General features: G+C 33.7%; 17 protein-coding genes and 1 pseudogene. 13 read left to right on the forward strand and 5 right to left on the reverse strand.

Annotated elements, in window-relative coordinates; all coding sequences use genetic code 11:
• Window positions 1-257 precede the first annotated feature (257 nt).
• A protein-coding gene (locus tag P5P90_RS13195) for an IS3 family transposase (RefSeq protein WP_278035100.1) occupies window positions 258-1,432 on the reverse strand; the annotation gives its coding sequence in 2 pieces (ribosomal slippage) (window positions 258-1,165 and window positions 1,165-1,432; 1,176 coding nt in all).
• A 195-nt stretch (window positions 1,433-1,627) separates the two neighbouring features.
• Here P5P90_RS13195 and P5P90_RS13200 point away from each other — a divergent pair.
• The 10 genes and pseudogenes from P5P90_RS13200 to P5P90_RS13245 all read left to right on the forward strand — a co-directional run bounded on the left by P5P90_RS13200 (window position 1,628) and on the right by P5P90_RS13245 (window position 15,250).
• Window positions 1,628-2,194 (forward strand): RNA polymerase sigma-70 factor, encoded by a 567-nt coding sequence (locus P5P90_RS13200; RefSeq protein WP_278035101.1) that lies wholly within the window; start codon window positions 1,628-1,630, stop codon window positions 2,192-2,194.
• 82 nt (window positions 2,195-2,276) lie between these two features.
• Entirely contained in the window at window positions 2,277-2,831 is a 555-nt protein-coding gene (locus tag P5P90_RS13205) for a FecR family protein (RefSeq protein ID WP_278035102.1), read from the forward strand.
• Entirely contained in the window at window positions 2,798-3,241 is a 444-nt protein-coding gene (locus tag P5P90_RS13210; protein ID WP_278035103.1) for a FecR family protein, read from the forward strand. Before P5P90_RS13205 ends, P5P90_RS13210 begins: the two co-directional genes overlap by 34 nt.
• Before the next feature lie 171 nt (window positions 3,242-3,412).
• On the forward strand, window positions 3,413-6,937 hold the full coding sequence (locus P5P90_RS13215) for a SusC/RagA family TonB-linked outer membrane protein (protein ID WP_278035104.1): 3,525 nt from the start codon (window positions 3,413-3,415) through the stop codon (window positions 6,935-6,937).
• A gap of 10 nt (window positions 6,938-6,947) precedes the next feature.
• Window positions 6,948-8,516, forward strand: coding sequence for a SusD/RagB family nutrient-binding outer membrane lipoprotein (locus P5P90_RS13220; RefSeq protein ID WP_278035105.1), 1,569 nt, complete (start codon window positions 6,948-6,950; stop codon window positions 8,514-8,516).
• 13 nt (window positions 8,517-8,529) lie between these two features.
• Window positions 8,530-9,756, forward strand: coding sequence for a BACON domain-containing protein (locus tag P5P90_RS13225; RefSeq protein WP_278035106.1), 1,227 nt, complete (start codon window positions 8,530-8,532; stop codon window positions 9,754-9,756).
• Between the two features lie 7 nt (window positions 9,757-9,763).
• Window positions 9,764-11,743, forward strand: a complete 1,980-nt coding sequence (locus P5P90_RS13230; protein ID WP_278035107.1) for a calcineurin-like phosphoesterase family protein — start codon at window positions 9,764-9,766, stop codon at window positions 11,741-11,743.
• A 21-nt stretch (window positions 11,744-11,764) separates the two neighbouring features.
• Window positions 11,765-13,347: pseudogene (locus tag P5P90_RS13235) on the forward strand (calcineurin-like phosphoesterase C-terminal domain-containing protein).
• A 63-nt stretch (window positions 13,348-13,410) separates the two neighbouring features.
• Complete coding sequence (locus P5P90_RS13240; RefSeq protein WP_278035108.1) at window positions 13,411-14,331, forward strand: glycerophosphodiester phosphodiesterase family protein; 921 nt, start codon at window positions 13,411-13,413, stop codon at window positions 14,329-14,331.
• A 121-nt stretch (window positions 14,332-14,452) separates the two neighbouring features.
• Entirely contained in the window at window positions 14,453-15,250 is a 798-nt protein-coding gene (locus P5P90_RS13245) for a Cof-type HAD-IIB family hydrolase (protein ID WP_278035109.1), read from the forward strand.
• 456 nt (window positions 15,251-15,706) lie between these two features.
• Here the strand turns inward: P5P90_RS13245 and P5P90_RS13250 are convergent, their stop codons facing one another.
• Together P5P90_RS13250 and P5P90_RS13255 are read right to left on the reverse strand one after the other, a co-directional pair.
• A complete protein-coding gene (locus tag P5P90_RS13250) occupies window positions 15,707-16,249 on the reverse strand; it encodes a hypothetical protein (protein WP_278035110.1) in 543 nt (180 codons plus the stop codon).
• 230 nt (window positions 16,250-16,479) lie between these two features.
• The gene (locus P5P90_RS13255) at window positions 16,480-17,004 is read right to left on the reverse strand and encodes a type II toxin-antitoxin system RelE/ParE family toxin (RefSeq protein ID WP_278035111.1); all 525 of its coding nucleotides are present in this window, start codon (window positions 17,002-17,004) and stop codon (window positions 16,480-16,482) included.
• A gap of 122 nt (window positions 17,005-17,126) precedes the next feature.
• On the opposite strand from P5P90_RS13255, the gene mtaB reads away from it, so the two are divergent.
• Window positions 17,127-18,455: a tRNA (N(6)-L-threonylcarbamoyladenosine(37)-C(2))-methylthiotransferase MtaB gene (gene mtaB / locus P5P90_RS13260; protein WP_278035112.1), complete on the forward strand. Its 1,329-nt coding sequence runs from the start codon at window positions 17,127-17,129 to the stop codon at window positions 18,453-18,455.
• Between the two features lie 178 nt (window positions 18,456-18,633).
• Here the strand turns inward: mtaB and P5P90_RS13265 are convergent, their stop codons facing one another.
• Window positions 18,634-19,350, reverse strand: a complete 717-nt coding sequence (locus P5P90_RS13265; protein WP_278035113.1) for a 3-ketoacyl-ACP reductase — start codon at window positions 19,348-19,350, stop codon at window positions 18,634-18,636.
• A gap of 139 nt (window positions 19,351-19,489) precedes the next feature.
• Between P5P90_RS13265 and P5P90_RS13270 the strand changes: the two genes are divergently transcribed.
• Window positions 19,490-20,368 (forward strand): PPK2 family polyphosphate kinase, encoded by an 879-nt coding sequence (locus P5P90_RS13270; protein ID WP_278035114.1) that lies wholly within the window; start codon window positions 19,490-19,492, stop codon window positions 20,366-20,368.
• A 135-nt stretch (window positions 20,369-20,503) separates the two neighbouring features.
• Here the strand turns inward: P5P90_RS13270 and P5P90_RS13275 are convergent, their stop codons facing one another.
• The gene (locus P5P90_RS13275) at window positions 20,504-21,046 is read right to left on the reverse strand and encodes a hypothetical protein (RefSeq protein WP_422851716.1); all 543 of its coding nucleotides are present in this window, start codon (window positions 21,044-21,046) and stop codon (window positions 20,504-20,506) included.
• A gap of 285 nt (window positions 21,047-21,331) precedes the next feature.
• Between P5P90_RS13275 and P5P90_RS13280 the strand changes: the two genes are divergently transcribed.
• Window positions 21,332-22,708 (forward strand): MATE family efflux transporter, encoded by a 1,377-nt coding sequence (locus tag P5P90_RS13280; protein ID WP_278036533.1) that lies wholly within the window; start codon window positions 21,332-21,334, stop codon window positions 22,706-22,708.
• Window positions 22,709-22,720 lie beyond the last annotated feature (12 nt).

Below are 22,720 nucleotides of genomic sequence, written 5' to 3' on the forward strand. Positions count from 1 at the left end.
TTTGTTTCAGATTCTATAACTGTAGATTATAGAAACAAATTAGATTTACAATTGTAAATAATTTCAATGAAGAGTTTTAAGATGATTAGATTAGTCATTTTAAAACTCTTTTTTAATTCCTTAAATTTCATCTGAATGAGTTGCTAAATACGATATGATATTTTGTAAAGTTTTTAAAAGGGAATGCTAGTTATTTGGTAAGATTTTGTTTTTAAGCACATTAGGTTTGGATATGCAAACAAAAACGGCACATTAAGTTAAGCTACATTTTTGTAATTAATTTGATTGTTAAATTCTTCAATAGTTGCATAATTCAAAGTGGAATGTCTCCTTTTTCTGTTGTACCAAATTTCAATATATTCAAAGATTTCCAGTTTCATCTGTTCTTTAGAAATCAGTTTGTTCCCATAAATTAATTCCGTTTTCAAAGATTTGAAGAAGCTTTCCGCCACAGCATTATCCCAGCAATTTCCTTTACGACTCATATTGCGGGTTATTTTTTTATAGGAATCAAGAACATTTACAAACTTTTTACTGGCATATTGAACACCTCTGTCAGAATGAAAAATCAAACCTTGATCAATATCTCGGTTTTTAACCGCCATTTTCCAAGCTCCAAGCGTAGTTTCTTCTGTACTCATTCCGTCACTCAAACTCCAACCGATAATTTTTCTGTCGTATAAATCCATAATAGTGGTCAGGTATACAAAACCCTCTTTAGTTTGGATATATGTAATATCCGAAACCCAAACTTTTGAAGGCATTTTTACAATAAACTCTCTGTTTAATACATTTTCGACAACTAAATAATTATGATTTGAGTTGGTTGTAACTTTGAACTTCTTGCTTAATTTGCTTCGTAAGCCAAGTTCTTTCATATATTTTGCAACTGTAATTCGTGAAACTTTATAACCTAAATACTGCAGTTCCAATGTTATTCTAGGACTTCCATATCTTTGTTTGGCTCCAAAATAAATCAATGTTATCTGTTCTTTTATGGCAATTTTTAGTTGTTGTCTTGCTGTGACTGCTTGTTTTTTCCATCGGTAATAACTTCCGCTGCTCACTTTTAGAACTTTGCACATTTTTTCGATCGGGAATAGTTGTTCATTGCTTTTTATGAAACTATAAATCATCGACCGCTCTTGGAAAAAATGCCGATTGCTTTTTTTAATATATCACGTTCTAACTCGGCATCTTTGAGTCTTTTCTTTAGTTCGTGAATTTTTTCTTGCTCGGGAGTGAGTTTTAAATTTCCTTTCCCAGGAAAACTTCCTTCTCCAAATTCCTCGAACTCTTTACGCCATTTATACAACTGTGGTGCTGTGATTCCCAACTCTCTGGCGAGTTCTGATACATTTGTTCTCTCATAACTCAATTGAACGGCTTTTTCTTTAAAAGCTTTGTCATAAATTTTGCGGACTTGTTTCATAGGTTAAAATTAAGATTATTTCTTAACTTTATGTGATGGCTAAGTTAGCACGTCCAGTTTTGAAATATTATGAATCTTTAGTGTGTTGGAATTTTCGAGTTGAAATTAAGTAACGTTAATTTAATTTTATTATAACAGGGATTATAAATTGAAGAAATAGTTTTACTGAAAATAATAATACTATTTTTTGAATAAATGAAACCAGATGAAATCCTGTTTGAATCTGTTAAAAAAGATAGCCAATTGGCTTTAGAACAGTTGTTTCAAAAATATTACTTTAGTCTGTGCTTATTTTCTAAAAAGTATGTTGTCGATTCAAGTTTGGCAGAAGAAGTCGTTTCAGATGTGTTCTTCAACATCTGGCAAAATCGCAAAACACTAACTATTAGCAGTTCGTTAAAAGCCTATTTATTTGTAGCAACAAAGAATCAATCATTAAAAGTGATTAGAAACACACAATCAACTTCTTTTGACGAAGATCTAAGTAATTTACATTTAAAACTTTCACCTTATTATAGTAGTGATTCCTTAGAATATAACGAGGTTAAAAACCGTATTGAATTAATTATAAATGAGTTGCCACCTCAACGAAGGATAATTTTCAAATTAAATCGAATTGATGGCTTAAAATACAAAGAGATAGCTGATAAATTAGGTATTTCAGTAAATACAGTTCAAAAACAAATGCTTGAAGCGATAAAGCATGTTTCGCAATACGAATCGCAATTTATTTCCTCAATTCTTTTGATTTTATTTTCATGATGTTTTGGTAACTATTTAGTAACATCTTTCAATGGTAGGTCTACTGCCAAAAAAGGGTCTTTACAGTAAAAGATCAAATTAAATGAAAGACGAAGTTTTTTACGAAATTGCATTACGATATTTGAATAATACCGCTTCAGAAGAAGAAAAGTATTTGCTTGAACACTATCTTTTGAATGATGAATATAGTAAGAAGTATAATATATTACTTGATACTTTTCAAGGTAAATCAATAAACTTTGAAGATGAATTTAGTTTAGAGCGTGGATTAAAAATGCTACGCTATAAAATTGAACAATCTGAAAAAAGAAAGCTAATTAAATTTAGTAAAAGTTGGGCTGTTGCAGCAACTATTGTCACTTTGTTAGGTTTAGGAATTCTTTTAAAATCTACCATTTTTAATCCTCAAGAAATTCAATATATATCAGTTACTAGTAGAACAGGTGAACGCATCAATATAGTACTTCCTGATAGTTCTTTAGTTTTTTTAAATTCTGGAGCTACACTAAAATATCCAAAACAATTTGTAGATGATAAACGGAATGTGGAATTAAAAGGAGAGGGTTTTTTCAAGTTAAAAGGAATCCTAATAAACCATTTATTGTGCAATCTGGAAATTTCAAAACAACAGTTTTAGGAACCTCTTTTAATGTTATCAATAAAAAACAGCAATTTCAAGTAATTGTGAAATCCGGAAAGGTTAGGGTTGAAAACACATTAACAAAAAAACATTTCATTTTAGAAAAAAATACTCAGGTTGTTTTCAATTCAGTGGAAGGCGATTTGGTTGAAGAAGCTGTAGATGCTGCGGTCTATACAGATTGGCATAAAAACATACTGCGTTTTGATGCAATAACAGCTAAAGAAGCTTTTAACAGAATTGAACAATGGTATAACGTAAAAGTAGATTGTAAATCCGAAAGAATTTTAAATCGAAAGATTCGTGCTTCTTATAAAAATGAACCAATTGAATCGGTACTTAAAAGTATGGAATTTATGATTGGTATTCAATATACAATTAAAAACGACTCGATACTAATTAAATAAACACTATGAATAAAATCCAGAATTAGAAAAAAAAACTGGAATTGCGTCAACAATTCCAGTCAGCTTAAATTTTTTAAATCCTATTTGCTTAATAGAAAACACTAAATTATGAAATTAAATTTATACAAAAAAAGGAATTTAGAGTCCTTTACAATTTTAAAGCTTTTTATCATGCTATTTGCGTTGTGGGGAATGACTTCACAATCTGTAATGGCTCAAAGTACTCTCGAAAAAACAATCAGTTTTAATGTAAAAAACGCCACATTACCACATCTTTTTAATCAATTAGAAAAAGAAGCAAACTGTCAGTTCAGTTTTTCAGATGAAGTCCTGAGCAATAAAAAGCTGTTTACTTATAATTTTAATAATCAAAAATTAAGAACCGTTTTAAATCAAATTAGTCGCGATGCTCACTTGAGTTATATGATTAATGGCTCGACAATCACATTCACAGCTTTAAAAAAAGTAAAGGTGTATGGTGAAGTAAAAGATGTAAATGGTTTACCGTTAATTGCTGTAAATGTTCTTGTCAAAGGGACTAATACAGTAGTCCTGACAGATTTTGATGGGAAATTTAATTTAGAAGCTCCTGAAAACAGTACTCTGGTTTTTTCCTATTTAGGAATGCAAAATTTTGAGCAGTCAATCAAGGCGGGTGGTGCTTATAAAGTAACCATGCAAGAAGATGTAGTTGCAATGGATGAGGTAGTGGTTACTGCATTGAATATTTCTCGCGAGGAGAAATCCTTGGGTTATTCGGTTGCTAAAGTTAAAAGTGATGAAATTACCAAAACGGTTTCTGGAAACTGGCTGAATAGTTTGAATGGTAAAGTTGCAGGATTGTCATTTACTACGGCTAATTCAGGTCCAAGTAGTTCTATTCGTGTGACTTTACGTGGAGATCAGTCTTTGAATTATGGTAATAATGAAGCATTGTTCGTTATCGATGGAGTACCCGTAAATTCAGGAATGACTTCTACAAATGCTGTAAGTAACTATGCTCAATCCGATGCCCCTGTAGATTATGGTGATGGTATGAGTGATATTAATCCTGATGACATCGAATCTGTTTCAGTGTTAAAAGGTCCAGCAGCAGCTGCATTGTATGGATCAAGAGCAGCTAATGGAGCAATTCTTATAACAACTAAAGCTGGTAAAACAACTAAAGGTCTTGGTGTTAGTGTAAACTCTTCGGTAACTTTTGAAAGAGCAGGATATTTTCCCGATTTTCAAACCCAGTATGGAAATGGTGCTGATATGGGAGCCAGTGAATATTCACTTTGGGATATTTCTTCAGAAATGGCTTCTGATGGCGTTGCTCAATCACGTAATTATTCCAGATATACTTTCGGAGAAAAGTTTGATGCAAACAAGCTTAGGTATTTATATGCTTCAAAAAATTGGGATGACAATACTTTTACTAAGTTACCTTGGGTGTATCAAGATGATTGGTATACAGGGCTTTTTAAAACTGGTTTAACAGTAGATAAAACGATTAGTATAAATGGTAATAACGGGAAAGGAACATCTACGCGTTTTTCGGTAACTGATTTTAAAAACGATTGGATAATGCCTAATACAGGTTTTAATCGAAATACCATTTCGCTAGCTATTAATACTCCGGTTTCAGACAAAATTAAATTAAATACTAAAGTTAATTATTATAAAAAGACGAGTGACAATATGCCAGTGAGTGGTTATGATGAAACAAATCCGATGTATGCTCTAGCTTGGGGATTTAATGTAAGTAGTATTCAAGATTGGAAAAATGAATATTTTAATGGACGTTATAATTATGCAAACTGGTCTGCTGCTGGTCAAAACGGAATGGGACTTGTTTTCCCTGCTTCAGGATCTTTTAATCCATACCGTACGCTTTATGAAGCATTGAATACCCAAGATAAAAATCGAGTATTTGGAAGTATTGGTTTAACTTTTGACATTTTGAAAGGTTTGACACTTGATTTGCGTTCTGGTTTAGATTGGTCTGATGAATTTAGAACACAACGTAAGCCTTTTTATACCGAAGGTTATGAAAATGGATTTTACAGAGAACAAACTGTAAGGTCTGTAGAAAATAATAACGATTTTATGCTTCGTTATAACAAAGAATCCAAGAATGGTCGCTTTGGTCTTTCAACGATGTTAGGAGGAAATAATCGTGTTAACGAATATTTTAATAACAAAATAGCATTGAGTCAATTAGGTGAGGAAGGAATCTTCCATACTACAAATTTACCAACAGGCGTTAACCCAGATCCATACAACTACAGAAGTAAAAAAGTGGTTAATAGTTTATATGGTTTAGTGTCATTAAGTTGGGATGATGCTTATTTCTTAGATATTACAGGTCGTAATGACTGGTCAAGTACATTATCTAGAGGAAATTGGTCTTATTTTTACCCATCTGTTGCAGCGAGTGTTTTATTAGATAAGACATTTAATTTTAAGGAAAATGCAGCTTGGATTGATATGCTAAAAACCCGATTTTCATGGGCAAATGTGGGTAATGATACATCAGCTTATTCATTAGATCAGGTATACAGTAACACATCGTTTCCTGGAGGTTATACTTTACCAGGGGATATTCCAAATCCATTAATAAAACCCGAAAATGTTGAAAGTTGGGAAGCTGGAATTGAAGCCAAATTATTCAGAAACAGAATAAGTTTTGATGTTACTACCTACTATTCTTCAACTACTAATCAAATCGTTTCAGTTGATGTCGATCAGATTACTGGAGCAACAGGAATGACAATTAACGCTGGAGAAATTTCAAATCAAGGACTAGAAATATCAGCAAGTTTTACCCCTATCAGAACTAAAAATTTTAAATGGGATTTTGATATTACTTGGTCAAAAAACAAAAATAAATTAAAAAGTCTTCAAGAAGGTTGGGATCCAAGTGTGCCACTACAAACCGATATGGGAACTACTATAGGTAGTAGAACTTATGTGTATTCCTATGTAGGACAAGAAATGCACGTTATCTACGGGCGAGGATTTCAAAGAGCACCCGAAGGAGCAACATATATTGATGAAAATGGAAATGAAATTGATGCTTCAGGGATGCACATCGTAAATTCTGAAGGTTATCCAGTACTGGATAATTCTCCAGATAGAAAAATTGGAAAAGTTAATCCAGATTGGAGAGCGGGTATGGTACAACGAATTAAGTATAAAAATCTATCATTGTCGGCTACTTTTGCGGCTCAGATGGGTGGGAATGCTTTTTCAGTAACCAACTTTGCTTTATCCTACCAAGGAAAACTTAACAATTCTATTGAAGGTAGATACGATGGTTTAGTGCATCCTGGAGTAAATGCCATTCAAAATACGGATGGAACAGTTACGTATACTAAAAATAATACGGTGACTAATAATATTCAAACCTATTACAATAATTATATCTGGAACCGTAATAATACAGAAATGAATACTTTCGATACTTCTTATTTAAAATTAAGAGAGTTACGATTAGATTACGACTTACCTGCAAAATTAGTTAGCAAAATTGGGGTATTCCAAAAAGTGAGTTTTGGTGCTTATGCTACAAATCTATTTAGTATTTCCAATTTTCCTCAATATGATCCTGACACAGGAATGTTAAACGGTTCAAATATTTATAAAGGTATTGAAGCGATGACTTTTCCAATGACTAGAACTTACGGATTAAACGTTCAACTTTCTTTCTAAAAATAACGTAATGAAAACAATAATAAAAATTTTAATAATCGGATTTCTTAGTGTTTTTGCTAGCTGTACTTCTGATTTTGAGGAAATAAATACAAATCCTAACAGAACCAATGTAGGCGATATTAGGGCAAGCGGTATGTTTGAACCTATATTATACAATGGTATTAATGCTTGGCAAAATTATAGCTGGTATTGGAATAATGAGTTGATGCAATTTACTGCTTTCACTGGTGGGGGAACCCGTCAGGAACATCGCTACTTTATTGGTGATCAAGACTGGCAAAATGTTTGGAATACTTATTCTCGCTATACTAACAATGTATTGCATATGTACGATTTAAGTGTAAAGCAAAATGATAAGTCATTACAGGCAATTGCTTTGACTTTAAAAGTATTGTATATGTCTAATCTTACCGATATGTTTGGTGATATTCCTTATTCTGAAGCCTTTCAAGTTACTTCTGGAGGAACTACAAAGCCAAAGTTTGATTCCCAAAAAGAAGTTTACCAACAAATGTTTGCTGATTTAGAAAAAGCCAACAGCATGTATGCAGAAAAACCTGTTTTTAGAAAGCCTGCTCTAGATGGAATGTATGGTGGCAATATGGTAAAATGGCAGAAATTTAATAATTCATTGTACTTAAGGTTGTTATGCCGTGTTAGTGGTCGTCCCGAAATGAATTCTGCTGCTAAAATGATGGATATTATAAATAATTCAGCAAAATATCCAGTATTTATTTCTAACGCCGATAATGCAACAGTAAAGTTTACTGGATCGGATCCTTATCGTAGTCAATTTGCAAATACTAATGAGAGTTCCTTTACAAGTTCAGGCCGAAAATTAGCCGAACAGCTAATTAAAATGACGGTCATGACAGATGTAAATGGGAATCAAGTTTATGAAGACCCACGTTTAGCCATTTATGGAAAAAAGAATCCAAATTATTTAGTAAACAATACAACTGTTTGGAAAGGAACAATAGCTGGTTGTACAGAATCAGAACAAAGTGTAGCAGACCGCGGTACATCTTGGTTAAATGCAGCCGTTTTTTGTAGAGCCGAAATGCCGGCAAGTTATATGGATTATGCCGAAGTTCAGTTCATTCTTGCCGAAGCAGCTTTGAAAGGAGCTATTTCGGGAGGACAATCAGCTGCAAAGCAATATTATGAAAATGCAGTTACCGCATCTGTCGAAAAATGGGCAGAATTAGGTCAATTTAGTGGAATTCCTGTGACCATTTCTCAGGAGAATATCACCGTTTTTTTAAACTCAAATTTGGCATCATGGGATTTAGCCACTGATAAAAATGAGTTAATCGCTAATCAAAAATATCTAGCACTTTTTTGGATAGGAATGGAAGCCTATCATGAATACCGTCGTACGGGTTATCCTAAATTAACAATTGGGCGTGGTACTGTATTTAACGATTATATTTTACCTACCCGTTTTGCTTATCCCAATACTACAATGGCAACTAACAATACGAATGCTCGTGAAGCATTAAGCCGTATGGGTGGTGAAAACAATATGAAAACCCCAGTTTGGTGGAGTAAACAAGCTATTGAAAGCGGAATCTAAAATTTTAAAAAAAATGAAAAGTTTAAATCAATTACACAAAAGCAAAGTATTTGTATTATTTACTTTCTTAACAATACTTTTTTTATCGGTGTCATGTGCTAATGACAATGAAACTTCTGTAGAACCTTATTTTACTATTGAAGAAAATCCAACAGGACTTGCTGTTGATGTTAATGGACTAACAAAAAGTTATATTGTGCGAGCTAAAGGACATTGGAAAATTGTTCCACAAGGTGAAGCTAGTTGGGTTAAAGTATTTCCAGCAGAAGGAGATGATGATGGGATTTTCAAAATTATTGTAAATAAAAACAATACGTTTGACAGCCGAATATTAAATTTTACTTTTATAAATGACGGAAAGGAGCAACCTGCTTTATTCCGTGTTGAGCAGCAAGCCAATGTCCCTTTTATTATTGTTGATAAAGCTGATGAAGGTGTCAGCGTAACATCAAATGGAGGAGAGTTTGGAGTGAAAATAAGTGCCAATGTAAATTGGACTTATAGCTTGTCGAATGCGAATTGGCTTTCAGTTGTCGAGGCAAGTGCTACATCAATTAAATTTTCTGCTTTAAAAAATAAAGGAGTTAAACGTTCTACTATACTCACAATTAGTTCAGCCGATTATCCGTCATTAACAAAAACGATTTCAATAATACAATCTGATGGTAGTGTTGTTTTAGAGGAACATTTCGATTGGTTAGCTTATGGAAGCACTATTTTTTATACTACAACAGCAGAGGCTAGAATAGACAATGCTTGGACTACTGAGGAAAAAGCAAAAGGGTGGACTAGTACATCAAATGTATTTAGTAACAATGAACAATTGGTTTATGCAAGAACAGGTTTTGTAAAATTAGGCAAAACGGGGTATGGTGGGGATTTCATTTCACCAAAATTTGAAATGCTTGAAGAACCAACAACTGTTAAGGTTACTTTTAAAGCAGTTCCCTATCAAACTAAAGCAGGAACAAAGGATGATAATATTTTAAAAGTCGGAGTAGTAGGTCCTGGAACTGTAAGTGTTTCGTCATTTACAATTGATAACTGGCCAGATTATACTTTGGATCCAGATTGTATTAACATATGGAAATCCCCATCGGCAACCTATTCATTTACAATCAGTGGGGCGACATCGCAAACTCAACTTAGTTTTCTAGGTGGCGATTTTAACCTTGTAGGTGTGGGCGCTGGTAAAAACAGAATTTTCATTGATGACGTAAAAGTCGAAATAATAGAATAATACAATCATGAATCAATCAAGAAGAAAATTTATAAAAATAGGTGGATTAACCACAATAGCAGGATTTAGTGGTTTAGGGTTTACCTTACTTAGTTGTAGTAGTGATAGTAGTATTATCGATGAAAATAATAGCTTAAATATTTCAGGAGTTTCTATACCATCTTCTATCAATGTAGCAAAAGCTGGCGAGGTCATGCTAACAGGAAAAGGGTTTAGAGTTGGCGATACAATGGAGTTTGAATCGTTAATTAATAAAAATATAATTTTCAAAGGAACTGTGGTTTCTGTAACCGAGAATACATTTACGTTTTCAGTACCTTCTGATTTTGAATCAGGAAACTACAAAGTAAAAGTTATAAGAAACGCTCAAGCTCTTATTTTAGGGAATATACTTTTTAATGTTGTAGCGAATACGAACATACCTGATATTTCAGGTAAGAATATCAAAGGTGTCGTTTACAGTAATGGAAAAGGTGTTCCAGGAGTAGTGGTTTCTGATGGTTATGAAGTTACAGTTACTGACTCAGAAGGCCGATATTATTTATCATCATTAAAAAAAGCAGGTTTTGTTTTTATTTCTGTTCCAGGAAATTATGAAGTTACAAATACAGGAAGTGCTCCACAGTTTTTTAAAAGAGTAAGTAATAGTTTAGACGTTATTGAGCAACGAGATTTTTCGTTGTTAAAAGTAGATAATGATAAACATGTTGTGTTATCCTTAGCTGATTGGCATTTGGCAAATAGAAACAACGATTTAGAGCAGTTTACTTCAAAAGTATTGCCTGATATCAATGCAACGATCAATAAATATTCGTCAGATGGGACAAAAGTATACGCTCTAACATTGGGTGATTTGACTTGGGATGGCTATTGGTACAGTAATAATTTTGGATTAAATGAATATGTGCCTTATATGAATAAAATAAACGCACCAGTATTTAATCTTATTGGGAATCATGATAATGATCCCTACTTTGCTAACGACTGGGATGCTGAAAATAAGTATAGAGATGTCTTAGGTCCAACGTATTATTCTTTCAATTTAGGGAAAGTACATTATGTGGTGCTAGATAGTGTGGAATACATCAATACTGGTGGAACACAGGGAACTATTGGGAGTCGTAATTACAATGAGCGACTAACTAATAATCAGTTAGAATGGCTAAAAAAGGATTTGGCAACAATTACTGATAAGAGTACGCCTATCGTTTTGGCAATACATACGCCATTATACAAGCAGCCATCATTAGATGCTAACGGTAATCAGATAAATACGGTTGATTTATTAAACGGAGATGTTTTAAAGAATATCGTAAGCGAATTTACAAAAGTTCATGTGTTGTCAGGTCATACGCATATTAATTACACAGTTGAAGAAGGTAATATTATGGAACATAACACAGCAGCTATTTGTGCCACTTGGTGGTGGACGGGTAAAAGTGGTTATGCTAATAATCATATCTGTAAAGATGGAAGTCCTGGAGGTTATGGCATTTGGAAAATGAATGGCAACGATATCAAATGGCTGTATAAGAGTATTGGTTACACTGAAGATTATCAGTTTCGTGCTTACGATTTAAATAGTGTTCATATCACATCGGCTAAATATGCACCCAATTCAACCGATGCTCTATTAGCTCCATATTCGGATGTTTATGCTGCTCCAAGTTCTAATAACGAAGTATTAATTAATGTTTGGGGATATGATGTACAATGGAAAATTGAAGTTACTGAAAACAATCAACCATTAAAGGTTAGCCGAGTAAAAGAAAAAGATCCTTTACATATTATTTCATACGAAGCATTACGCTTAAATGCGGGTGCAACCCCAACAGATGCTTTTGAAACCGAAAAAACACCTCACTTTTTTAAAGTGAAAGCTACTACGGTTAATTCAACTTTGACAATAAAAGTGACGGACAGATTTGGTAATGTTTATACCGAAATTATGGAAAGACCAAAGGCATTAACCTTGGGGATGAAATAATGTTTTAATAAAATAAAGACAATGAAATACGTAAAAATAAAATTTGCCTTAGCTGTTTTTGGTACACTAAGTTATAATGCAATAGCACAGGATAAGGTTGTGGGCTATGTTTATAACGATCTTAACCAAAACGATTTAAAGGATAAAACAGAACAAGGTATCAGTAATGTAGCAGTGTCTAACGGAGAGCAGGTTGTACTTACTGATAGTAATGGTAAATACGAACTTCCATTAGGAATCGATAATATTATTTCTGTAATAAAACCTACGGGATACCAAGTTGCAGTAGACAAGAATAACTTGCCAAAGTTCTTTTACAACTATAAACCCAAAGGATCTCCACAATTAAAATTTAAAGGAGTTAGTCCAACAGGGAAATTACCCAAATCAGTCGATTTTGCTTTGATTAAAAAGGAAGAAAGTTATGATTTCACAACCTTGGTTTTTGGAGACCCACAACCTTATACTTTAGAGGAAGTAGAATATTTTAAAAAGGGAATTGTTGAGGAAGTTAAAGACATTAAAAATATTCCTTTCGGAATCAGTTTGGGCGATTTAGTAGGGAACGATTTAGATCTATTCAATCCTTATATTGAAGCTGTAAAAGCGGTAGGAGTGCTTTGGTATAATGTGATGGGGAACCATGACATGAACTTTGATGCTACTACGGATAAATGGAGTGATGAAACTTATGAAGCGCATTTTGGTCCGGCAAATTATGCATTTAATTATGGGAAAGTGCATTTAATTGTTTTAGACGATATTTTATACCCTGATCCGCGAGGATTGACACAATATTGGGGCGGTTTTCGTGAAGATCAAATCGCCTTTATAGAAAACGATTTAAAGTTTGTTCCTAAAGATTATCTAATCGTATTGGCTTTCCATATTCCTTTGAGTGAACCAGAAAATGATTCGTTTAGAGATTACGACAGAGATCGATTATTTAGTTTACTTAAAGACTACCCTAATACCTTATCTCTTTCGGCACATACTCACATTCAAAAACAGGATTTTTTGCTAAAAAAGAAGGTTGGTTAAGAGATAAACCGCACCATGAGTATAACGTTGGTACGACCTCTGGAGACTGGTATTCAGGTCAATTAAATGAGTTAGGGGTTCCTGTATCAACCATGCGTGATGGAACACCTAAAGGTTATGCTTTTATTCATTTTAAAGGCAATACATATACTGTTGAATACAAAGTAGCTGGAAAGCCAAAAGAATATCAAGTGGAAATTTTTGCCCCAAAAGTTGTTGCCAAAGGGAAACGAACAAAGTCCGGGATTTATGCTAATTTTTTTATGGGGAATGCACAGGATAAAGTAGTATTCAGAATAGATGATGGAGAATGGAAATCCATGACGCATGTGGAGGAATATGATCCGTCCTATGCTTCTTTAGTTAACCAATGGGATACGTCAGAAAAATTATTGCCAGGAAAGAGAGGTTCTAATCCTATTATTAGTAACCACCTTTGGAGAGGGAATATTCCAACCAAATTAAATTCAGGAGAACATACTATTGAAGTTAAGGCTAAAGATATGTTTGGTAACGAATTTACCCAAAAAAGCAGCTATAGAATTGAAGAGACTTTAAATTAAACATAAAAACAATACAAACTAAAACTTGCCTCTGGAAAGGCAAGTTTTTTTAATTATGAAATTATGAAATGTATTAAAATCCTACTGCTTTGCGTTGTTATTACAATCGTTTCCTGTAAAGCTAAAAATGACAAAGTAATATCTGAGAAAGCTCGAAAAATTGAAGTTCAGGGACATCGTGGAGAACGAGGGAATCTACCTGAAAATACTATCGAAGCATTTGTTGGAGCACTTCATAAAGGGGTTGATGTGTTGGAATTAGATGTTGTAATTTCCAAGGACCGAAAAGTAGTAGTATCTCACGAACCTTTTATGTCTTCGGAATATATGTCGAAACCTTCAGGTGAAGCTGTGAGTAAAGAAGAGGAAAAAAACTTCAATTTATATCAAATGACTTATGATAGCATTAAGGCATTTGATGGAGGTTCCAGAGGAAACTTAAAATTCCCTAATCAGCAAAAAAGGAAGACTTACAAACCGCTTTTAAGCGAAGTTTTTAAGGTAATTGAATCCGAAATTAAGACTAAAAAGTTAAATAAGATAAAATACAACATTGAAATAAAATCAGAGAAAGAGGTGTATGGAATTTATCAGCCACAACCAGAGGAATTTGTTGATTTAGTCATGCAGCTTGTTAAGGATAATCACATGGAGAACCGAATCAATATTCAGTCGTTTGATCCCGTGATTCTTAATATTTTGCACCAAAAGTATCCTACTATCGAAATTGCTTATTTGGTTTCAAAAGGCAGTATTCAAAATAATTTAAAACAGCTAGATTTTAAACCCAACATTTACAGTCCTAATTTTAAATTAATAAAAAATAAGCAACCAGTTGATTCTTTGAAATCGATGCATATAAAATTGATTCCATGGACAGTTAATGAAGAACAGGATATAAAACAACAAATTCAATTGGGGGTTGATGGTATTATAACCGATTATCCAGAAAGAGTAATGACTCAAATAAAAAACGACTTCTGAAGGACAGAGTTTATTGTTTTTAGACCAATTTTTTCCAACTATTTCTTAGTTTTGCCGTTATAATACCGATGACCCAATTATTAGGGATTTTTAGTATTTGTTAATAATTTAAAAGAGAAGAATGAAATACAAAATGTTGGTTCTGGACATGGATGATACCCTGTTGAATGACGACCATATCATTTCGGAAGAAAACAGAGCCATGTTGGCAAAGGCAAAAGAAAAAGGAGTGAAAATCATTTTGGCTTCTGGGCGACCAACGCCAGCAATGATTGAATATGCTAGGGATTTGGGATTAATGGATTCGTATATGATTTCGTTTAACGGAGCCGTAATTACCGATTTAAAAAATGACGAAGTAATCTTCGAACAAAGTTTAACTCAAGAGCAAATTCATAACTTGTATGATTACAGCAAGGAAAAGAAAACGCATATTATTACCTATTTGGACGGAAAAGTGGTGAGCGAAACCCATTCAGAATATATTGATGTTGAGGTGAATATCACGGGCTTGGAACACGAAGTAGTGCCTAATTTTAAAGAGCGTGTGCAAACTTCGGCAATTAAATGTATTTTGCTGGAAGAACCAAGTTACCTAAAAGAAGTAGAAGCCGATTTAAAAGTAGCCATGCCGCATTTAAGTGTGTGTATGTCAAAACCATTCTTCTTAGAAGCAGCTCAAACCGGAATTGACAAAGGAGCGAGTGTGAAATTCTTAGCTGAAAAATTAAATATTGATCAGGCTGAGGTTATTGCTGTTGGAAACGCCGGAAATGATTTATCGATGATTGAATATGCAGGTTTGGGGGTTTGGGTAGATAATGTGGATGCGCATTTAAGAGATAAAGGCGATGTGGTGGTAGCTTCTAACAACGACCACGGTGTAGCTGAGGTGATTCAACGTTTTATTCTGGCTTAAGATTTTATATTCTATTTTAAAACCATTAAGGAATTAAGGGAATTTAAGTGTAATTCTTAAAACTTAATTGCTTAATGTTTTTTTTTCAATTTGTGGTCATTGCGAGTCCCGACACTTCGGGACGAAGCAATCTCATCAAGTATTTCTAGAAAGTATTTAAGTGAAGTATCTATTATATGTTGATGAATATCTTAGACGCACGAGCGTGACGCATGCGCAAGGTGGAGCGGATTATTCTAAAGTCATAAATACCTTTTTCTTTCTTCCATCATTTGGACGTGCTAACTTAGTGCATTAAATGTTTCATCATATTTGAAGTTGAGAATTTGTTTGAATAAATCTATTTGTAGTTCTCCAGTATTATCCGATTTTGTATGAATTATTTTGTCTCTCAATTCTTTTAACTTGGTTATATGATTGTTTGTTGGTGTTGACTTTGAGAAGAAATTTTTATTGTCATAAAATTGAGGTAAAAATTTTTTTTAGTTTATCCCAAAATGGGATATGTTCTTGAATTTGGGTTTTATTATAAATTTCAGTTATGTTATTTTTTTTCTCTGAATAAACTTTATTTTCGGGTAATAAATGATTTATAAAACATTCAATAGAAGTAAACAGATTTATAATGCATGAACTTGAATATCCATAAAACTTATAAAGTACTTCACTATTCATTTCATTAAACTTTTCAACATCTTTTAATTTTGATAGCAATTCAGTTTTGCTAATTTTTCTTTCGATATTTTGTCTATATGAAAAATCAAAATGTACAAGAGCGAAATCTGGTAAAGGCATAGTAATATGATGTCCATTGTCATTATATATAAAAGCAAATAGAGCACCATGGTCAGAAGTGTTTAAAATTACATTATGAGATTTAATTACATTTTTTAATTTCTCTTTAGTGATTTTTTCTCCGGCTATATAGTTTGAACTTTTTTCAATGTCTAATGCTTTAAGTTGTTTTTCAAATAAATATTTTTTTTTGATGTGTTTCATTGTTACTTGAAATTTACGTTCTGTTGAGGTTTAAGAGTTTATATCTTTTTATATAAAATAATTGTTTTTTGTGCAAATTGAGAATATTCAGATTTTTAATATTCAAATATATCAATAAACAACTACAAAACGCTCTTTTAAAATCAAATTTTTCTTACTAAACGAGACCGCGTGAGATTTGAAATTAAAAGGAGGACAGCCAGTGGCTGTCAGGTAAATATCCAAAAAACTTATTTCAACTTTTTATTTGGATTTTTGCTGGTGTGGAAAATGGCTGTGATGATAATGTCTTTTTCATCAACACTGTAGATAACCACAAAAGGGAATTTATTTACGACAGCTTGTCGGTAAATGCTGTGAACAACTTTGTAAGTAGTGTAATTTAGAACAATAGATTGGTAACAATTATCTAATTCTTCTAAGAATTGTTCACCCAGATTTTTACGTCTGGATTCGTAGAATTCGTAAGCTACGATAGTATCAATATTTGCCCGAAAAGTAAATTTAAGATTTCTTTTCATTGAATTTTTTCTGGCATTGTTTTTTACCTCTTCCCAAGTAAAAGAAGGTTCTTCGCCGGAGTAGTATTTTGTCGTAGCTTCTTCTACGATTTGCTTTTGTTCATCGGTCAATTCGTATTCGGAAGAATCTTCGGTTAAGATACTTTTGATATAGTCCAAAACGGATTTATCTTCAATATGAATAATCTTTTCGATTAACTCCAGTTTATCCTTTTGTAAATTAGGTGATTGCATGATTTTTTAATTTAAAATCTATTTACAAATATAATGATAATCGTATTTTAAATTCCCGTATTTGTTTGTAAATTTGCACACGCTATTTTTTTGACAACGATTTCATTAGATAGCGCTTACTTATGGAAAAAAGAAAAAAAGTGGCCTTCCATACCTTAGGCTGTAAACTGAATTTTTCAGAAACTTCGACAATTGCCCGTAACTTACAGGACGAAGGTTTTGACCGTGTGGATTTTGAGGAAGTGGCGGATATGTATGTTATCAACACTTGCTCGGTAACCGAAAATGCCGATAAACAATTTAAACAAGTCGTGCGCAAAGCAATGAAGCTCAATGATAAGGCTTTTGTTGCTGCGGTGGGTTGTTATGCCCAATTGAAACCGGAAGAATTGGCCGCTGTTGATGGTGTGGATTTGGTTCTGGGAGCGACCGAGAAATTCAAACTGAACGATTACATCAATGATTTGTCTAAAAATGATATGGGTGAGGTGCACTCTTGCGAGATTGCCGAAGCCGATTTCTATGTAGGCAGTTATTCTATTGGCGACCGTACCCGTGCTTTCTTGAAGGTGCAGGATGGTTGCGATTATAAATGTACCTATTGTACGATTCCGTTGGCTCGTGGAATTTCGCGTAGTGACGAATTGCAAAATGTGCTAAAAAATGCCAAAGAAATTTCGGCGCAAAATATCAAAGAAATTGTGCTTACCGGAGTGAACATTGGGGATTACGGTAAGGGGGAATTTGGTAACAAAAAACACGAACATACTTTTCTAGAATTGGTTCAGGCTTTGGATGAAGTAGAAGGAATTGAGCGTTTGCGTATTTCGTCCATCGAGCCTAATTTATTGAAGAACGAAACGATTGAGTTTGTTTCGAAAAGTAGAACTTTTGTTCCGCATTTTCATATTCCGCTACAATCAGGAAGCAATGATATTCTGAAACTGATGAAACGCCGTTATTTGCGTGAGGTATATACCGAAAGAGTTAATAAAATAAGAGAAGTGATGCCACATGCTTGTATTGGTGTAGATGTGATTGTTGGTTTCCCCGGAGAAACGGACGAACATTTCTTGGAAACTTATCATTTCCTGAATGATTTGGATATTTCGTATTTACACGTTTTTACGTATTCGGAGCGTGATAATACGGAAGCTGCTGCAATGGAAGGAGTGGTTCCGGGTAATGTACGCGCGAAACGCAGCAAAATGTTGCGTAGTTTATCGGTAAAAAAACGTCGTGCTTTCTATGAAAGTCAGTTAGGTACTAACAGAACAGTACTTTTTGAAGGAGAGAACAAGGAAGGTTACATCCACGGATTTACTGAGAATTATGTAAAGGTAAAAACGCCTTGGAATCCGGAATTAGTGAATACGTTACACGAAGTGAACTTAACACATATTGACGAAGACGGAAGCGTACGAATGGATTTTGTTGCGGCTTTAGTTTAATCAATTACGATAAAAAATTAAACCATTAAGGGATTAAGTTTAGTTAAGTTTTTTGCTTAATTTGCTTAATATCTTAATGGTTTTATCATTTTTAACCAAATAAGTCATATAAGTCTTCAAAAGAGAAAACTTATATGACTCCTGCCTGTCGGCAGACAGGTATATGTTTAATTACAATTTAAGGATTAGTAGACCAAATGCTACTGTTTTTGATAAATACGCGTCGGTTTAGTTTGAGTTGCGCTATAATTAACTCGGCCATATCCTCAGATTGCATTACTTTTTCAGGGTTTCCATCCGTTAGATTGAGGTTTTTAGCCATATCAGTTGCAACGGTACTAGGAGTTAATGCAGTAACACGAATGTTGTATTTGCGCATTTCTTGCATTAAAGAATCAGTCATGCCTAGCAAAGCAAATTTAGAGGCACTATAAGCACTAGTCATCGCATTTCCGGCTAATCCAGCTGTGGATGAAATATTAATAATGTCTCCGGTTTGTCTTTCCATCATACCAGGAAGTACGGCTCTAGTTACATAATAAGCCCCCATAAGGTTTACTTGTATGATACGTTCCCATTCTTTAGGCTCTAATTCTAAAAATTTACCAAAAGCAGCTATTCCAGCATTATTCACTACGATGTCTATAGTTTTAAATTCAGCTAATGCTTTTTCTACGGCGGCATTTACCGAATCGATATCGGCAACATCAGCCGTTAAGGCTAGTGCTTTTACCCTAAGCGAACGTGCTTTGGCTGCTACATTATCAATTTCTTCCTGAGTTCTAGCTATTAAAATAACATTCGCACCTTCTTTAGCTAAAGCCAAAGCGATTGCTTTTCCTATTCCTTTTCCAGCACCTGTAATCAGGGCATTTTTATTTTTTAAATCGGTCATGATGTTTTGAGATTGATTGAATTTTTATAAACGTTAAAGATAATAGAATAGAAGACAAAATGGCTGTTAATGCTTTATTAAAGAATTAAATTATTGTTTATAATCCTTATATTTGAGAATATCTATTAAATCACACTCCATGAAATCAATTGATCCAGAAGAATTTAAAGTAACCGTTCCTATTAAGCTATCTGAAATCCCTACGAATTTAAACAACAAAGCGAGTGACGATGATAAGGAAGAAAAGCTAGAAAAAGTTCAGGAAAAATTAAGTGCTTTGCAGGATGTGATGTATGCGCATAACCGTTATGGGGTTTTAATTTGTTTGCAGGGAATGGATACTTCAGGTAAAGATAGTTTGATTCGTGAAGTTTTTAAAGAATTCAATCCGCGTGGGGTAGTGGTACATAGTTTTAAAACACCTAATTCAACCGAATTAGAACATGATTATTTGTGGAGGCATTATTTGGCTTTGCCGGAAAAAGGAAAGTTTGCTGTTTTTAACCGTACACATTATGAAAATGTTTTGGTTACTCGTGTACATCCCGAATATGTTTTAAATGAAAATTTACCCGGAATCGAAAAAGTGGAAGATATTACGCCTGAATTTTGGGAAAGTCGAATGGAGCAAATTCGGAATTTTGAAAAACACATTTCTCAAAATGGTACTATTGTGTTCAAATTTTATTTTCATTTGAGTAAAGAAGAACAACGAATACGTCTGTTACGCCGTTTAGAAAACAGGGAACATCATTGGAAATTTTCGCCAGGGGATTTAAAAGAGCGTGAACATTGGGATACTTATATGCAATACTACGAAGAAGCCATCAATAAAACGGCAACTGAAAATGCACCTTGGTACATTGTCCCAGCAGATGATAAAGAAATGGCACGATATATTGTCGCTAAAATTATTTGGGAGGAATTACAAAAACGAACCGATATTAAAGTACCGGATTTAGATGTAAAAGTAAAAGCTAATTTTGATAGTTATAAAGAACAGTTAGCAAAAGAATAAGGCTTTAAGCCCTATATTTCAGGATAGTCACATTTTTATTTTACCGCAAATTCCCAAATTATATAAGTGTAATTTGCGAATTTGCGGTGATTTTAAAACTAACAGGTTTCAAAAAACAGTTAGTTTTTATAGCTATTACAATTTAAAGCCATATGCCAGTCTCAGAGATACCTGTCCGGCGCCTTTTCCTGGAGTACCATCAGTATTGATCGTTGGAAAATCAGAATAATGTTCGTAACGAGCAGAAATGTCGATGTATTTATTCGCATAACCTATACCTGGAGAGAGTAATAAGGAAGTTTTTTTGTAATTATTTGTTACAGGAATAGCAGCTCCTGCCTCTCCCGTTAGATAAAATTGATCATTCCACACAAAGGCTTTTAGACCAGCTTTGGCTGGAATAAAACCTAAATCTTTTCCATCACTCTCACTTACAAATAAGTTAGTATAACCTGTTGTTAGGGTTATAGAATACCGCTTACTAAGATCGTATTGCAATCTTGCATCACCTCCAAGGGTTAGTTTGTAGGGGTTTTTGGTAGCATAACCAGCATTAAGACCAAAGCCTAATCGAAATCCTTGATCGTATTTAGCTTTTTCTTGAGCATTAACTCCGTTAAATGAGCATAAAGCTAGGGCAAGCATTATCGCTGTCGTAAATTTTTGTGTTGTTTTCATAATTTGGGGGGGTAAACGTTACTAAATTGATTTTACAAATTGAAACTTTTGCTTTTTTACTAAGGCTAATTAACGTTTGATCTTTTGTTATTGGTATAAAATAGACCTTTTTAGGGCTGTTAAAAAAAATATAATTTAGTTAGAGGTTTGATTTACAGTTGATTAATTTATTGAGGTGACTTGCTAATTTTTGCTCCGTTAATAGTATTGTGTTCTAAATATTAATGTTAAATAAACTTGCTATCGATTTGCTTCTGCTTACCTTTGTCGCCCAAAAAAATGAAAATGACTTTAGCTACTTACACCAAAGAGTTCTCTTATAATCTCCGTTTGGCATATCCAATTATTTTAGGAATGCTTGGGCATACCATTGTTGGAATTGTAGATAATGTAATGGTAGGGAAGCTAGGGCCAACCGAATTAGCTGCCGTTTCTCTAGCTAATAGTTTTGTGTTTATAGCCATGTCCTTGGGAATTGGTTTTTCTACAGCGATCACTCCACTAGCCGCAGAAGCTGATGGTGAAAAAAATATTGAAAAAGGGAGAAGTGTTTTTCATCATGGTTTGTATTTGTGTACGGTTTTAGGTTTTTCTCTTTTTGTATTGGTCTTTTTTGCTAAACAATTAATCACTTTTATGGGGCAACCTGACCATGTGGTGGAGTTGTCCAAACCATATCTGGATATTGTCGCTTTTTCATTAATTCCCTTGATAATGTTTCAGGGATATAAACAATTTGCTGATGGAATGAGTGAAACCAAATATGCTATGTGGGCTACTATTTTAGGTAATGTGGTCAATGTGGTACTTAATTATTTGTTTATATATGGGATTTGGATTTTTCCTAAATTAGGTATTGTGGGTGCTGCTGTTGGAACGATAGCTTCACGATTTGTGATGTTAGGTTTCATGCATTATAAAATGCAACGAAAAGCCAAGTTTCATCCCTTTTTTGAAGGCTTCTCCCTTAAAGAAATTAAAAAAGAAATGAATCTTAAAATCATTCGATTGGGAGGTCCTTCTTCGATGCAAATGTTTTTCGAAGTAGGTTTGTTTACGGGGGCAGTTTGGCTTTCGGGAACTATAGGAGTGGCGAATCAGGCAGCAAATCAAATTGCGTTAAGTTTGGCTTCTTTTACTTTTATGTTTGCCATGGGACTGAGTGTTGCTGCTACGATTAGAGTAGGGAATCAAAAAGGTTTGGGTGATTTTAGAAAAATGAAAATTGTAGCGTATTCTATTTTCTTATTGGCGGTTTTGTTAGAAATAGGTTTTGCTTTAATTTTTGTTTTATTTCATGAGCAAATGCCTAAAATATTTGTCAATATGGATAGTCTAACCGATTTGACTGCGAATACCGAAGTGGTTTCGATTGCATCACAATTATTGTTAGTGGCAGCTGTTTTTCAAATTTCAGATGGGATTCAGGTAGTTGTTTTGGGTGCTTTGCGCGGCTTACAAGATGCTAAAGTTCCTATGTATATCACTTTTGTAGCCTATTGGATAGTGGGATTCCCAGTGTCAATTTATTTAGGATTATATACTAATTTAAAGGCAGTTGGAATTTGGATAGGACTTTTGTCAGGTCTTACAACGGCAGCTTTATTTTTGTATATTCGCTTTCTAAAATTGACAAAGCAATTAATTTTAGAAAAGCATTAAAAACCAAGATAG

Source organism: Flavobacterium nitratireducens (assembly GCF_029625335.1).
GTDB classification, from domain to species: Bacteria; Bacteroidota; Bacteroidia; order Flavobacteriales; family Flavobacteriaceae; genus Flavobacterium; species Flavobacterium nitratireducens.